6 protein-coding genes are annotated in these 14912 nt (G+C 75.8%); 2 read left to right on the plus strand and 4 right to left on the minus strand.

Annotated elements, in window-relative coordinates; translation table 11 throughout:
* Positions 1-59 precede the first annotated feature (59 nt).
* The gene (locus ACZ6ZI_RS18320) at positions 60-7856 is read left to right on the plus strand and encodes a non-ribosomal peptide synthetase (protein ID WP_469521844.1); all 7797 of its coding nucleotides are present in this window, start codon (positions 60-62) and stop codon (positions 7854-7856) included.
* A gap of 58 nt (positions 7857-7914) precedes the next feature.
* On the opposite strand, the gene ACZ6ZI_RS18325 is transcribed toward ACZ6ZI_RS18320, so the two are convergent.
* Positions 7915-9417, minus strand: a complete 1503-nt coding sequence (locus ACZ6ZI_RS18325; RefSeq protein WP_363056116.1) for an RsmB/NOP family class I SAM-dependent RNA methyltransferase — start codon at positions 9415-9417, stop codon at positions 7915-7917.
* A gap of 106 nt (positions 9418-9523) precedes the next feature.
* Positions 9524-10468: a methionyl-tRNA formyltransferase gene (fmt, locus tag ACZ6ZI_RS18330; RefSeq protein WP_469521845.1), complete on the minus strand. Its 945-nt coding sequence runs from the start codon at positions 10466-10468 to the stop codon at positions 9524-9526.
* A 249-nt stretch (positions 10469-10717) separates the two neighbouring features.
* On the opposite strand from fmt, the gene ACZ6ZI_RS18335 reads away from it, so the two are divergent.
* A complete protein-coding gene (locus ACZ6ZI_RS18335) occupies positions 10718-11248 on the plus strand; it encodes a hypothetical protein (protein ID WP_469521846.1) in 531 nt (176 codons plus the stop codon).
* Between the two features lie 116 nt (positions 11249-11364).
* On the opposite strand, the gene ACZ6ZI_RS18340 is transcribed toward ACZ6ZI_RS18335, so the two are convergent.
* A complete protein-coding gene (locus tag ACZ6ZI_RS18340; RefSeq protein WP_469521848.1) occupies positions 11365-13464 on the minus strand; it encodes a primosomal protein N' in 2100 nt (699 codons plus the stop codon).
* 88 nt (positions 13465-13552) lie between these two features.
* Positions 13553-14761 carry a methionine adenosyltransferase gene (gene metK, locus ACZ6ZI_RS18345; RefSeq protein WP_363056124.1) on the minus strand — a complete coding sequence of 403 codons (1209 nt, stop codon included), beginning with the start codon at positions 14759-14761 and terminating at the stop codon, positions 13553-13555.
* Positions 14762-14912 lie beyond the last annotated feature (151 nt).

Genomic DNA, 14912 nt, shown 5'->3' on the forward strand with positions numbered 1-14912 from the left:
GCACCCGCATCATTCGGGCCGAGGCGATCAGCCGACGGACAGAACGGGGTGACCAGGCCGTGTACCGGAACGACCGGAACGACCGGATCCAGCAGGACGGGCAGCAGGACGGGCGGCAGCGTGCGCTCACGGCGGGACAGCTGGCCGTCTGGTACGGCCAGCGGCTGGACCCCGAGGGCTCCGCCTACCAGACGGGCGAGTACCTGGAGATCACGGGCGACCTGGACCTCGACCTGTTCGCCCGCGCGCTGCGCCGGGCCGTGGGCGAGTCCGAGTGCATGCACCTGGTCTTCCACGGGGACCCGGACGGCCCGGTGACCCAGAGCGTCGAGGTCACCGAGGACTGGCCGCTGCACCGGGTGGACGTGAGCGGGGAGGCGGACCCGCGCGCCGCCGCCCTGCGGTGGATGCGCGAGGACCTGGCCGGGCCCGGCGGCCTGGCCCGCCCCCTGTTCACCGAGGCGCTGTTCACCGAGGCCGAGGACCGTCACCTGTGGTACCACCGCATCCACCACATCGCCGTGGACGGACTGGGCGGCTCGGTCATCGCCGACCGGGTGGCACGGGTCTACAACGCCCTGTCGGCGGGCGAGGACGTCGAGGAGGGCGCCCTGGCGCCGCACGATGTCCTGCTCGACGCCGACGCCGCCTACCGGGCCGGCGACGAGCGCCGGACCGACGCGGAGTACTGGCACGCGGTGCTCGCCGACCGCCCGGAGGCGCCCTCGCTGAGCGAGCGCCGCCCCGGGCGCAACCTCCGTCCGCCCCTGCGCCGGCTCGAAACCGTCGGGGCGGGGGAGGTCACGGCCCTGAAGGCGGCCGCGCGCGGCTTCCGCACCAGCCTGTCGGGCCTGGTCATCGCGGCCACGGCGACCTACGTGCACCGGATGACGGGCGCCGGGGACATCGTCCTCGGCATGCCGGCCCCGGGCCGTACGGGCGCCGCCGCGAAGGCGGTCCCGGGCATGACCTCCAACATCCTGCCGATCCGCCTCTCGCTCACCCCCACCACCACCCTCGACGAGCTGTTCCGGCAGGTCGCCACGGCCGTCCGGGGCGCCCTGCGCCACCAGCGCCACCGCTACGAGGACCTCGCGCGGGACCTGCGGACCGCCGAGACCGGGGCCCTGTTCGGGCCGGTGGTGAACGTGGTCTCGTACGACTACGGCACGGGCTTCGGCGACTGCGTGGTGATCCCCCACGGCGTGGCCACGGGACCGGTCGACGACCTGAGCGTCAACGTCTACGACCGCGCGCACGACGGCAGCGTGGAGATCGCCTTCGACGCCAACCCGGCCTCCTACACGCGGGAGGCCACGGCGACGCACGCCCGACGGTTCCTCTCGCTGCTGCACTGGTTCACCGGGGCCCGCCGCGAGGACCGGGTCCAGGACGCGGAGCTGCTCCTCCCGCCGGAGCGGGCGGCCCTGGACGCCGAGCTCGCGGCGGTGGCCCTGCGGCCCCGGGGCGCCACCCGCACCCTGGTGGAGCTGTTCGAGGCGCGGGTGGCCGCCGGTCCCGGGGCCGTCGCGGTGGTCTTCGGCGGGGAACGCCTGACCTACGCGGAGCTGAACGCCCGCGCCAACCGCCTCGCCCGCGCCCTCGTCGCACGCGGCGTCGGCCCCGAGGACCGCGTCGGCGTCGCGCTGGGCCGCTCCGCGGAACTGGTCGTGGCCCTGCTGGCCGTGGTGAAGGCGGGCGCCGCCTACGTCCCCCTGGACCCGGCGTATCCCGCCGACCGGCTCGGCTACCTCCTCGACGACGCCGCCCCCGCCGTCCTCCTCACCACCACCGCCCTCACCGACTCCGTCCCCGAACACGGCGTCCCCCGCCTCCTCCTCGACACCACCGCACTCACCGCGGAACTCGGCCGGCACTCCCCCCACGACCTCACCGACCCCGAACGCACCACCCCCCTCCACCCCGAACACCCCGCCTACGTCATCCACACCTCCGGCTCCACCGGACGCCCCAAGGGCACCGTGATCCCGCACGGCAACGTGGTGCGCCTCTTCGACGAGACCGACGAGTGGTTCCGCTTCGGCCCCCGGGACGTGTGGACCTGGTTCCACTCCTTCGCCTTCGACTTCTCCGTCTGGGAGTTGTGGGGCGCGCTGCTCCACGGTGGCCGGCTCGTCGTCGTCCCCTTCGAGGTGAGCCGTACGCCCGCGGAGTTCCTCGCGCTGCTGGTCCGCGAGGAGGTCACCGTGCTCAACCAGACCCCTTCCGCTTTCCTTCAGCTGATGCGGGCGGACGAGGAGGATCCGGAGCTGGGTCGGCGCCTCGCGCTGCGCACCGTCGTCTTCGGCGGGGAGGCCCTCGACCCGGCACGGCTGGCCCCCTGGTACGCCCGGCACGCGGACGACGCGCCGACGCTGGTCAACATGTACGGGATCACCGAGACGACCGTGCACGTCACCCACCGCCCGCTCACCGCGGCCGACGCCCGCGCGGCGACGGCCGGTTCCGGGGCGCACGGCCCCGCCGCCGGCGCGGGCGTCGGCGTCGGCGGCCCGATCGGCCGGGGCATACCCGACCTGGGCGTCCTCGTCCTCGACGGCGGCCTGCGGCCGGTGCCGAACGGGGTGACGGGCGAGCTGTACGTCACCGGCCCCGGCCTGGCCCGGGGCTACCTGAACCGCCCCGACCTGACGGCGGAGCGGTTCCTGCCCTCGCCCTTCGGGGCGCCGGGCGAACGCATGTACCGCACCGGCGACCTGGCCCGCCGGAGCGCCGACGGCGAGCTGGAGTTCCTGGGCCGCGCCGACGACCAGGTCAAGATCCGCGGGTTCCGCGTCGAACCCGGCGAGGTCGAGGCGGTCCTCGCCGGTCACCCGGAGGTGGCCGAGGCCGCCGTGCTCGTCCGCGAGGACCGCCCCGGCGACCCCCGGCTCGTGGCCTACGTGGTCCCCGACGGCCGGAGCGGGACGCCCGGGGCCGACCGCGCCCCGACCCTGCGGGCGTTCCTCCTGGAGTTCCTGCCCGACCACATGGTCCCCTCGGCGTACGTCGAGCTGGACGCCCTGCCGCTGACCGTCAACGGGAAGCTGGACCGTCGCGCCCTGCCGGCCCCGGACGCCGACCGGGTCGAGGCGGGCGGTCGCGGCCCGCGCGACGCCCGGGAGGAGGCCCTGTGCGCCGCCTTCGCCGAGGTGCTGGGCGTGCAGCGGGTCGGCATCGACGACTCCTTCTTCGCGCTGGGCGGGCACTCGCTGTCGGCGGTCTCCCTGGTGGAGCGCCTGCGCGGGCGGGGCGTCACGATCGACGTGCGGACGCTGTTCACCGCGCCGACGCCGGCGAGCCTCGCCGCCGCGGCCGGTCGCGCCGCCGTCACCGTCCCGCCCAACGGCATCCCGGCCGGGGGCACGGACGCGATCACCCCCGAGATGGTGCCCCTGGTGGACCTGGACGCCGAGCGGCTCGCGCGGGTGGCGGCCTCGGTCCCCGGCGGCGCGCGCAACGTGGCGGACGTGTACCCGCTCGCGCCGCTCCAGGAGGGGATCCTCTTCCACCACCTGCTGGGCGCCGAGGGGGCCGGCGGCGCCCACGGGGACCCGTACGTCATCTCGGCGGTCTTCGGCATCCGCTCGCGCGCCGGGCTGGACGGCTTCGTGACGGCGCTGCGCGAGGTGGTGCGGCGCCACGACGTCTTCCGGACGGCCGTGGTGTGGGAGGGTCTGCCGGAGCCGGTCCAGGTGGTGCTGCGGGAGGCGCCGCTGCGCGTCACGGAGGTGCCGCTGTCCGGTACGGGCGAGGCGGCCGTCGAGGAGCTGCGGACCCGCTGGAACGGGCCCATGGACCTCGGGCGCGCCCCGCTGCTCGACCTGCACGTCGCCCGGGACGAGGGCGCGGACCGTTGGCTGGTGCTGTACCGCTTCCACCACCTGATCGGCGACCACACCTCCCTCGACGTGGTGGCCCACGAGGTCGGGCTCCTGCGCTCCGGACGCGGGGCGGAACTCGCCGCGCCGCTGCCCTTCCGGGACTTCGTGGCCCAGGCCCGGCTGCGGGTCTCCCGCGACGAGCACGAGGCCCACTTCCGGGCGCTGCTCGGGGACGTCACCGAGCCGACCGCACCGTACGGGGTGCTGGACGTCCAGGGCGACGGCAGCGCGGTGGCCGAGGTGTCCGTCCCCGTGGATCCCGAACTGGGCGCGCGGGTGCGGGAGGTGGCGCGCGGACTGGGCGTGAGCCCGGCCACGGTGTTCCACGTCGCGTGGGCGCGGGTCGTCGCGGCGCTGTCGGGCCGCGACGACGTGGTGTTCGGCACCGTGGTGTTCGGCCGGCTCCAGGCCGGGGCGGGCGCGGACCGGGTGCCGGGGCTGTTCATCAACACCCTGCCGGTACGGGCGGCCGTCGCCGGGGTGTCGGTGGCGCGGGCCGCGCACGCGATGCGCCGCGCGCTGGCCGACGTACTGGTCCACGAGCACGCGCCGCTGACGCTGGCCCAGCGGGCCGGTGGCGTCGACCGGCGGTCGCCGCTGTTCACGACCCTGTTCAACTACCGCTACAGCACCGCCTCGACCGGCACGGAGCCGGCCGCCCCGGCCATCGAGGGCGTCGAGTGGCTGTACGCGGCGGAACGCACCAACTACCCCCTCACGGCGGCGGTGGACGACCTCGGTTCGGCCTTCCACCTGATGGTGCAGGCGACCCCGCCGATCGACCCGGCGGTGGTCTGCGGCCATCTGCACTCCACCCTGGAGCGGCTCGTCGAGGCGCTCGCGTCGGCTCCCGACTCACCGCTCGGGGAGGTGGACGTGGTGTCGCCGGGCGAGCTCGCGGCCCTCACGGCCGGCGGGGGCGCGGACGGCTTCGTACCGGACCCCCGCACCCTCGTGGAGCTGTTCGAGGCGCGGGTGGCCGCCGGTCCCGGGGCCGTCGCGGTGGTCTTCGGCGGGGAACGCCTGACCTACGCAGAGCTGAACGCCCGCGCCAACCGCCTCGCCCGCGCCCTCGTCGCACGCGGCGTCGGCCCCGAGGACCGCGTCGGGATCGCCCTCCCCCGGGGCCCCCGACAGGTCGTCGCCCTGCTCGCCACCCTCAAGGCCGGCGCCGCCTACGTCCCCCTGGACCCGGCGTATCCCGCCGACCGGCTCGGCTATCTCCTCGACGACGCCGCCCCCGCCGTCCTCCTCACCACCACCGCCCTCACCGACTCCGTCCCCGAACACGGCGTCCCCCGCCTCCTCCTCGACACCACCGCACTCACCGCGGAACTCGGCCGGCACTCCCCCCACGACCTCACCGACCCCGAACGCACCACCCCCCTCCACCCCGAACACCCCGCCTACGTCATCCACACCTCCGGCTCCACCGGACGCCCCAAGGGGGTGATCGTCCAGCACCGCAGCCTCGTGAACACGGTCCACGCGGCCATCGGGGCCAACCGGATCACGCCGGACGGGCGGGTGCTCCAGTTCGCCTCCCCGAGCTTCGACGTCGCCGCCATGGAGGTGTGGATGACGCTGCTGGCCGGGGCCCGACTGGTCCTGGCCCCGGCCGCCGACCTGCTGCCGGGCGAGGGTCTGGTGACCCTGCTGAAGCGGTACGCGATCACCCACGCGGGCATTCCGCCCGTGGTCCTCGCGGCCCTGCCGGCCGACGCCCTGCCCGCCGGCATGACCCTGGTCGTGGGCGGCGAGTCCTGCACCCCCGCGCTGGTGGAGCAGTGGTCGGCGGGCCGCCGCATGATCAACCAGTACGGTCCGACCGAGACCACCATCTGCGCCACCATGAGCGCCCCCCTGTCCGGGGCTGTCTCGCCCCCGATCGGCCGCCCCATCCCCGGCACGCGGGTGTTCGTCCTGGACGCCGCCCTGCGGCCGGTGCCGAACGGGGTGACGGGCGAGCTGTACATCGCCGGCGTGGGGCTGGCCCGGGGCTACCTGAACCGCCCGGACCTGACGGCGGAGCGGTTCCTGCCCTGCCCGTTCGGGGCGCCGGGCGAGCGCATGTACCGCAGCGGCGACCTGGGACGGTGGAACGCCGAGGGCGAGCTGGAGTTCCTGGGCCGCGCCGACAACCAGGTCAAGATCCGCGGGTTCCGCGTCGAACTCGGCGAGATCGACGCCGTCCTGGCCGGCCACCCGGGCGTGGACCGGGCGGCCACGGTGGTCCGCGAGGACCGCCCCGGCGACCGCCGGCTCGTCGCCTACGTCGTCCGCGCCGAGGGCCCGACCCCCTACCGGGACCCGGGCCCCGACACGGACCCGGGCCCCGACACGGACGCCGCCTCGCTGCGCCGCTTCCTGGAGGGCGTCCTGCCGGCCCACATGGTCCCGTCGGCCTTCGTCCTCCTCGACGAGCTGCCGGTGACCGTCAACGGAAAGCTCGACCACAAGGCCCTCCCCGCCCCCGACCACACCCCGGCCGCCACGGGCCGCGCACCCGTCACGGAGCTGGAGAGCCGGCTGTGCGCGGTCTTCGCCGAGGTGCTCGCGGTGTCCGGGGTCGCGGCGGACGAGGACTTCTTCGCGCTGGGCGGGCATTCCCTGCTGGTGGTCCGGCTGCTGGCGAGGGTCGCCTCGGAGCTGGACGTCCGCGTCGGGGTCCGCGAGTTCCTCGCGGCGCCCACGGCGGGCGACCTCGCCGCCCTGGTGGAGGCCCTCCGGGCGGGCCGCACGACGGGCCCGGTCGCGGTGGCCACGGACGCGGACGCCCGGCTCGACCCCGCGATGCGCTTCCCCGCTCCCCTCGGGGCCGCCGGGCGGGACCCGCGTCGGATCCTGCTCACCGGGGCCACCGGCTTCGTCGGCGTCTTCCTGCTGCGGGAGTTGCTGGCGCGGACGGCGGACGGCGGCGCCGAGCTGCTCTGCCTGGTCCGGGGGCGGTCCCTGGAGCGGGCCCGCGCCCGGCTGAACGAGGTCGCGCTCTCCTACGGGCTGGGCCCGCTCGCGGACGACCCGCGCGTCGAGGTGCTCCCCGGCGACCTCGCCCTGCCGGGGCTCGGCCTCGACGCGCTGTCGTGGCGGCGGCTGACGCACGGCGCGGGGGCGGTGGACTCGATCGTCCACTCCGGCGCCCACGTCCACCACCTCTCCCCGTACGAGCGGCTGAGGCCGGCGAACGTCGACGGGACGAGGGAACTGTTGCGGCTCGCCGCCGAGGGCCGCCCGACGCGCTTCCACCACCTGTCGACCCTGGGCCTCTTCCGCCCCGGCGCGGCGCCCCGGCTGATCACCGAGGAGTCCGACACGGCGGGCGAGGCGCACCCGTTGGCGGACGGCTACGCGGCCGGCAAGTGGGTGGCCGACCGGATGGTGGGCCACGCCGTCGCCCGGGGGGCCGACGCCCGCGTCTACCGGCTCGGCCGGGTCTGGGCCGACTCCCGGGAGGGGGCCGTCAACCCGGACGACCTGTACTGCCGGCTGCTGTCCACCTGCGCCGCGCTGGGCGCCTACCCGCGCGACGCGGTGGCGTGGGCGGACCTGGTGCCGGCGGACGTCGCGGCGCGCGCCCTGGCCGCCCTGGTCCTCGACCAGGAGCCGGACGCCGCCGGGACCGCCGCGGCCGGCGTCCGCCACCTCCACCACCCCCGCCCCGTCCACGCGGGGACCTTCCTCGGCGTGTACGACTCCCTCCACGGGACGCACACCCGGGAGGTCCCGCTCGGGGAGTGGCTGCGCCGGCTCAGGCAGGCCGCCGAGGCGGGTCGGGAGCTGCCCTTCCTGCCGTACCTGGACGCGTTCGAGGAGTACGCGCGCGCCCTCGCGACGGGGCCCGCGCCGGCCGTGGACACCTTCCGCAGCCGACGGACGGTCGAGCGGCTGGAGGCCCTCGGGGTGGACCTCCCGGACATCGACACGGCGATGATCACCGCCTTCTGGCGGCGGCTGTCCGGCCCGACCCCGTAGTACGGCGGAGGGCCGCCCCGGAACCCACCGGTGCGGCCCTCCGCGCGTACGCGCGCGCCTACGCCGTGCGGCGCAGCAGGGCGAGGTACATCGCGTCCGTGCCGTGCAGGTGCGGCCACAGCTGGACGTCGGGGCCCTCGCCCAGGGCCGGGACGCCCTCCATGTACGGGCGGGCGTCGATCAGCTCCGCCGAGACCGGGGCGAAGCCGGCGCCGCGGCCCTTGAGGACGTCGTCCACGACGACCCGGGTCTCCGCCAGGTGCGGGGAGCAGGTCGCGTAGCCGACGACGCCGCCCACGCGGACCGCGGAGAGGGCCTCGCGCAGCAGCGCGCGCTGGAGCGGGGCGAAGCCCTCCAGGTCCTCCGGGCGGCGCCGCCAGCGGGCCTCGGGACGGCGCCGCAGCGCGCCCAGGCCGGAGCAGGGCACGTCCATCAGGACCCGGTCGAAGGAGCCGGGCCGCCACGGCGGACGGGTGCCGTCGGCGGCGATGACCTGGTACGGGCCGGGGTTGCCGGCCAGCGAGCGCTCCACGAGCCGGGCGCGGTGCGGCTGCTTCTCGGAGGCCAGCAGGACGGCGCCGCGCCGCGCGGCGAGGGCGCCGAGCAGGGCCGCCTTGCCGCCCGGTCCGGCGCACCCGTCGAGCCAGCGCGCGTCGCGGCCCTCGACGGGGGCCGCCGCGAGGGCCATCGCCACGAGCTGGCTGCCCTCGTCCTGGACGCCGGCGCGCCCCTCGCGCACCGCTTCCAGCGCGCCCGGCTCACCGCCCTCCGCCATGCGCACGGCGTAGGGGGACCAGCGTCCGGGGAGCGCCGAGTCCTCGCCGAGGGCCTCGAACAGCTCCTCGGTGGTGGCCCGGCCCGGCCGGGCCACGAGGGTGACCTCGGGGCGCTCGTTGTCGGCCTCCAGGAGGTCCTCGATGCCGGCCCGGCCGCCGCCCAGGGAGTCCCACAGGGCGCTGACGACCCAGCGCGGGTGCGAGTGGTGGACGGCGAGGTGCTCCTCGGCGTCGTCCTCGTAGGGCGGGGCGACCCGCTCCAGCCAGGCGTCGAGGTCGTGCGCGGCGATCTTGCGCAGGACGGCGTTGACGAACTTGGCGCGACCGTCGCCGAGGACCACGCGGGCCAGCTCGACGCTGGCGGAGACGGCGGCGTGCGTGGGGATGCGGGTGCCCAGGAGCTGGTGGGCGCCCAGCGAGAGCACGTCGAGGACCGGCGGGTCCACCTCGCGCAGCGGCCGGTCGATGCAGGCCTTGATCACGGCGTCGTAGGTGCCCTGGCGGCGCAGGGTGCCGTAGACCAGCTCGGTGGCCAGGGCGGCGTCGCGCGCCTCGAAGCCCTCGTTCTGGCGGGCCTTCTTCAGCAGCGGGGGCAGGACGAGGTTGGCGTACGCGTCCCGCTCGTCCACCGCCCTCAGCGCCTCGAAGGCCAGCATCCGGACGGGGTCCTTCTGCGGCCGGCGGTAGGGCTTGGCCGGACGGTCGGACCGGTTGCCGGCCGGCTTGCCGCCGCCGGCGGGACGACGGCCGGGCTGACGACCCGGCTGACGGGGCTGTTCGCTCACGTGAAAGGTGCTCCGGAGGTACGAGGTGCGAGAAGGTGCGGGGTGGCCCGGGTACGACGGCCCGGGACGTCGCGCGCGACGCTCCCGTCCGTCACCGCGGCCGGTATCAGCCTACGTCGGCCCCGCCCAGGCGCTCGCCGGGAGCGATGCGCACCCCGCGGGCCCAGTCGGCGCCCTTCATCGGCTTCTTGCCCTGCGGCTGCACCCACAGCAGCTCGACGGCGTGGGAGCCGGTGCCGACGTACACGTTGTTCTTGGCGGGGGCGAGGACGCCCGGCGCCAGGTCCGTCCGGTCGGGGACGGGGGCGACGGAGATCAGCTTGAGGCGCTCGCCGCGGAAGACGGTCCACGCGCCGGGCGCCGGGGTGCAGCCGCGCACCACGCGGTCGGCGCGCAGCGCGGGCGCGTTCCAGTCCACGCGGGCGTCCTCGACGGTGATCTTCGGCGCGAGGGAGATCCCGTCCGCGGCCTGCTCGACGGCGCGCAGGGTGCCGTCCTCGATCCCGTCCATGGTCGCGGACAGCAGGCCGGCCCCGGCGAACGCCAGGCGCGTCAGCAGGTCCCCGCTGGTGTCGGTCGGGCGGACCTCCTCCGTCAGGATCCCGTAGACCGGACCGGTGTCGAGCCCCTCCTCGATGCGGAAGGTGGAGGCGCCGGTGACCTCGTCGCCCGCCATGATCGAGTGCTGGACGGGCGCCGCGCCGCGCCAGGCGGGCAGCAGCGAGAAGTGCAGGTTGACCCATCCGTGGCGGGGGATGTCCAGGGCGCTCTTGGGGATGAGCGCCCCGTAGGCGACGACGGGGCAGCAGTCCGGGTCGATCTCGCGCAGTCGGGCCTGGAAGGCCTCGTCGCGCGGGCGGACGGGCTTGAGGACCTCGATGCCGGCTTCCTCGGCCCGCTGGGCGACGGGGCTGGCGACGAGGCGTCGTCCGCGTCCGGCCGGCGCGTCCGGCCGGGTCACCACGGCGGCGATCTCGTGTCGCCCGGAAGCGATCAGGGCGTCCAGGGCGGGCACGGCGACCTCGGGGGTGCCTGCGAAGACCAGCTTCACCGGTTCCTACCTCGCTATCTCGGCTGTCGGCGACGCACCAGTCTATGGGGCGCCGCCGGCACCGCCCACCTGCGGTGTCGGGGGGCGTACGCACACCCGCGCGCCTCTCGCATATGCCGACACGCCCCCGATGCGTGACCTGGGCGCCCGCTGGCGCGTTGGTCAAGAGAGATTGACCGAAACGGGCCGCGCACGAGAACGGTGTCTGCGGCCCATCCGCTCTTCAGCACCGGTTCGAGAGGCTTCTTCATGGCCGACCACGCCACCCACGACGCACAGGCACGGGCCAGTCTGCACCTCCTGGTGCGGGACATCGAGCGGGTTCGCCGTCAGGTGGACGCGCTGCGGACGCTCACCGCCCAGCTCGGCAACGTGTACCGCCCCCGCCGCTCCGGGCCCTCCACGGGCTTCGTCGTCTACGGCAGGGCCCCCGCCCCCACCGTCCGCCTCGCCCAGGAGCTGCGCGACAGCGTCGAGACCCTCGTCACCGCCGCGGTGGACTTCGACCGCTCGCTCGGCTTCTCCTGGGACGCCGTCGGTTCCGCCCTCGGCGTCACCAAGCAGGCCGTCCACCGGCGCTACGGGGCCCGCCGCGCGCAGGCCGCCGAGGCCGCGGAGGCACCCGCCGAGGGCACCACGACCCGCACCATGGGCCCGCTCCCCACGATCCCCGCGGCCCGCTCGGTGCCGCCGCAGCCGGTCCGCGAGGAGTCCCAGGCCGGGGCCTCCGCGGTGGTCTCGGCCCGGCCGCCCGCCTTCCCCGGCCCCCGCAACGGCTGACCCGCCGCACGCCCGCCACCGCCGGGTCGCCGACCCCCGACGGTGGGGCACGGCCAGCCGTCCCCGCCCCCGGCGCAGCGCCCCTCGGGGCCGCTCCGCCGGGGGCGGGGTCGTCGTCAGCCGATGTCGGGCGGGTCGATCCGGATCCGGACCGCCTCCCCCGCCGGAACCCCCCGGGCCAGGCGGGCGGCCTGCGCGGACTTCAGGGCCGCGGCCAGCGCCGCCCCGCTGCCGGGCGGCACCCGTACCAGCACCCGTTCCCCCGGTGAGGGCTCCCCGCGCCGCGCGGGCAGCGGTACGGGACCCAGCACCTCCGCGTCGGCCGGCAGCGCGGTGGCGGCGAGGAAGGCCTCCAGGGCCTCGCCCCGCCCCGCGACGGCGGCCATCCGCGACACCGGCGGGAAGCCCAGCTGGGCCCGCTCGGCCAGTTCGCGCACGGCGTGCCCCACCGGGTCCCAGCGCACCAGGGCCTGCACGGGCCGCAGCGTCGGCTCGGCGACCACCACCACCCGGCCCTCGGGCCGCACCAGCGAGGCCGCCCCGATCCAGCGGCGCAGGGCCTCCTCCCCCGCCCGCAGGTCGGGCCGGGACAGCATGGCCCACCCGTCCAGCAGCAGCGCGGCGGCGTACCCGGCGCCCGCCGCGACGGGTTCGGCGCCGGGGGTGGACACCACCAGCGCGGGCCGGTCCGGCACCTCGTCGAGGACGTGGTCGCGCCCGGAGGTCCGTACGGCGACGGCCGGGAAGGCCCGGCCCAGTTCCTCGGCGGTGCGGCGCGCGCCCACCACCTGGGCCCGCAGCCGGAAGGAGCCGCACTCCCCGCAGTGCCAGGCGCTCTCGGCCCGCCCGCACCACCCGCAGTGCAGGTCCCGCTCGTCGGGCGCCTCCAGCGGGCCCGCGCACACGGTGCAGCGGGCGGGGGTGCGGCAGCGTTCGCAGGCCAACCGGGGCACGTACCCCCGCCGGGGCACCTGGACCAGCACGGGCCCGCTCGTCAGGCCCTCCCGGACGGTCTCCCAGGCCAGGGTGGGCAGGCGGGCGGCGCGGGCGGCGCCGTCGCGGGCCAGCAGCTCGTCGCCGACGGTCCTGATGCGCGGCGCGTGGGCCCGTACGGTCTCCCGGTCGGCGACCAGCGGGCGGGCCCAGCCCGATTCGACGAGCTGGGCGGCCTCCACGGTGCAGCCGGTGGCACCGACCAGGAAGCCGCAGCCCTCGCTGACCGCGCGCAGCTCCAGGACCTCGCGCACGTGCGGGAACGGCGCGTGGTCGTCGGCGTGACTGGAGTCCCCGTCGTCCCAGATCGCGACCAGTCCGAGGTCGCGCACGGGGGCGAACATCGCGGCCCGGGTGCCGACGACGGCCCGCACGGAGCCGCGGCTGACCGCGAGCCACTGCCCGTAGCGCTTCTCGGGCCCGGACTCGGCGGTCAGCAGGGCGTGCCGGCCGGCGCCCAGCAGGGCGGTGAGGGCCGCGTCGACGCGGGAGGCGGCGCGCCCGTCGGGCACCACGGCCAGGGCGCCGCGCCCGGAGGCGAGGGTGGCGGCCATGGTCCGGGCCAGTTCGTCGGCCCAGCCGGGGCCGGGCAGGGCGGTCCACACCGCGCGGGGGGCGCCGCCCGCGGCGAGGGAGCGCAGGAAGGCGGACCCGGCCCCGTAGCGGGTCCAGCCGCCGGGTTCGGGGGCTGCGGGCGGCGGCAGCGGCTCGGGCGAGGGCCTGGCCTCGGCGCGGGCGTTGCGCGGGGGCAGGGCGAGCTGGAGGACGTCGGCGAGGCTGCCCGCGTACCGGTCGGCGACGGCCTGCGCGAGGGCCAGCATCCGGGGGCCGAGGACCACCTCGGGCGAGACGACCTGGGCGAGCGCGGCCAGCGCTCCGTCGTAGTCGGACTCGGCCCGCCGTTCGACGATGAACCCGTCGATGAGCCCGCCGCCCTCGCGGCGGCCCCCGTGCACCCGGTGGGAGCCCGCGCCGAAGCGGACCCGGACGCGGACGCCGGGTCGTGCGGTCTCGGACAGCTCGGCGGGGACGGCGTAGTCGAACAGTCGGTCGAGGTGCAGCATCCCCTTGTTGACGAGGACCCGCGCGACCGGCAGTTCCTCGGCGAGGGCGGCGCCGCGCCAGGTGCGCGGTTTGGCCTTGGGCGCCTTGGCCTTCGCCTCGGCGACCATCTCCCGGATCAGTGCGAGCTGTTCCGGCGGGGAATCGTTCGCGCTGCTCACACCAGCATTCTTACCAAATGCCACCGACAGCGAACGGCCCCGGACCGTCGAGGTCCGGGGCCGTCCGTCAGGCGGTGTCGCGCTGGTCCTACAGACCGGCGGCGGCGCGCAGGGCGTCGACGCGGTCGGTGCGCTCCCAGGTGAAGTCCGGCAGCTCACGGCCGAAGTGGCCGTAGGCGGCGGTCTGGGCGTAGATCGGCCGGAGCAGGTCCAGGTCGCGGATGATCGCGGCCGGGCGCAGGTCGAAGACCTCGCCGATCGCGTCCTCGATCTTCTGGACGTCGACCTTGGCCGTGCCGAAGGTCTCGACGAAGAGACCGACGGGCTCGGCCTTGCCGATCGCGTACGCGACCTGGACCTCGCAGCGCGCGGCCAGGCCGGCGGCGACGACGTTCTTGGCGACCCAGCGCATGGCGTAGGCGGCGGAACGGTCGACCTTCGACGGGTCCTTGCCGGAGAAGGCGCCGCCACCGTGACGGGCCATGCCGCCGTAGGTGTCGATGATGATCTTGCGGCCGGTCAGGCCGGCGTCGCCCATCGGGCCGCCGATCTCGAAGCGACCGGTCGGGTTGACCAGGAGGCGGTAGCCCTCGGTGTCGAGCTTGATGCCGTCCTCGACGAGCTGCGCGAGCACGTGCTCGACGACGAACTCGCGGATGTCGGGCGCGAGCAGCGAGTCGAGGTCGATGTCGGCCGCGTGCTGCGAGGACACGACGACGGTGTCGAGGCGGACGGCCTTGTCGCCGTCGTACTCGATGGTGACCTGGGTCTTGCCGTCGGGGCGCAGGTACGGGATGGTGCCGTTCTTGCGGACCTCGGACAGCCGGCGGGAGAGCCGGTGCGCGATGTGGATCGGGAGCGGCATCAGCTCGGGCGTCTCGTCGCAGGCGTAGCCGAACATCAGGCCCTGGTCGCCGGCGCCCTGCTTGTCGAGCTCGTCCTCGTCGCCCTCGACGCGCTTCTCGTACGCCGTGTCGACGCCCTGCGCGATGTCGGGGGACTGCGCGCCGATGGACACCGACACGCCGCAGGAGGCGCCGTCGAAGCCCTTCTTCGAGGAGTCGTAGCCGATTTCGAGGATCTTGTCGCGGACGAGCTGGGCGATCGGCGCGTACGCCTTGGTCGTCACCTCGCCGGCGATGTGCACGAGGCCGGTGGTGATGAGAGTCTCCACGGCCACACGCGAGGTCGGGTCCTCGGTGAGGAGGGCGTCGAGGATCGTGTCGCTGATCTGGTCAGCGATCTTGTCGGGGTGACCCTCGGTCACGGACTCGGAGGTGAACAGGCGACGGGACACAACGCTCCCTGGGGTTGCAGCGGCTGCTGGCTGATCATTTGGCGGAACCACACCGGGGGCTGCGCCCGATCACGTTCCGGGTGGCAGTTTATCGGTCGCCACCGTGGCGCGGACCACCGATCTCGCTTAGTGGGAACGATGTGACCTGCGA

The organism is Streptomyces sp. NPDC103540, from assembly GCF_055584445.1.

Bases quoted from the DNA above. Each gene is read 5' to 3' on its own strand.
- ACZ6ZI_RS18335 (WP_469521846.1), top strand. From the start codon at position 10,718: ATGGCCGACCACGCCACCCACGACGCACAGGCACGGGCCAGTCTGCAC.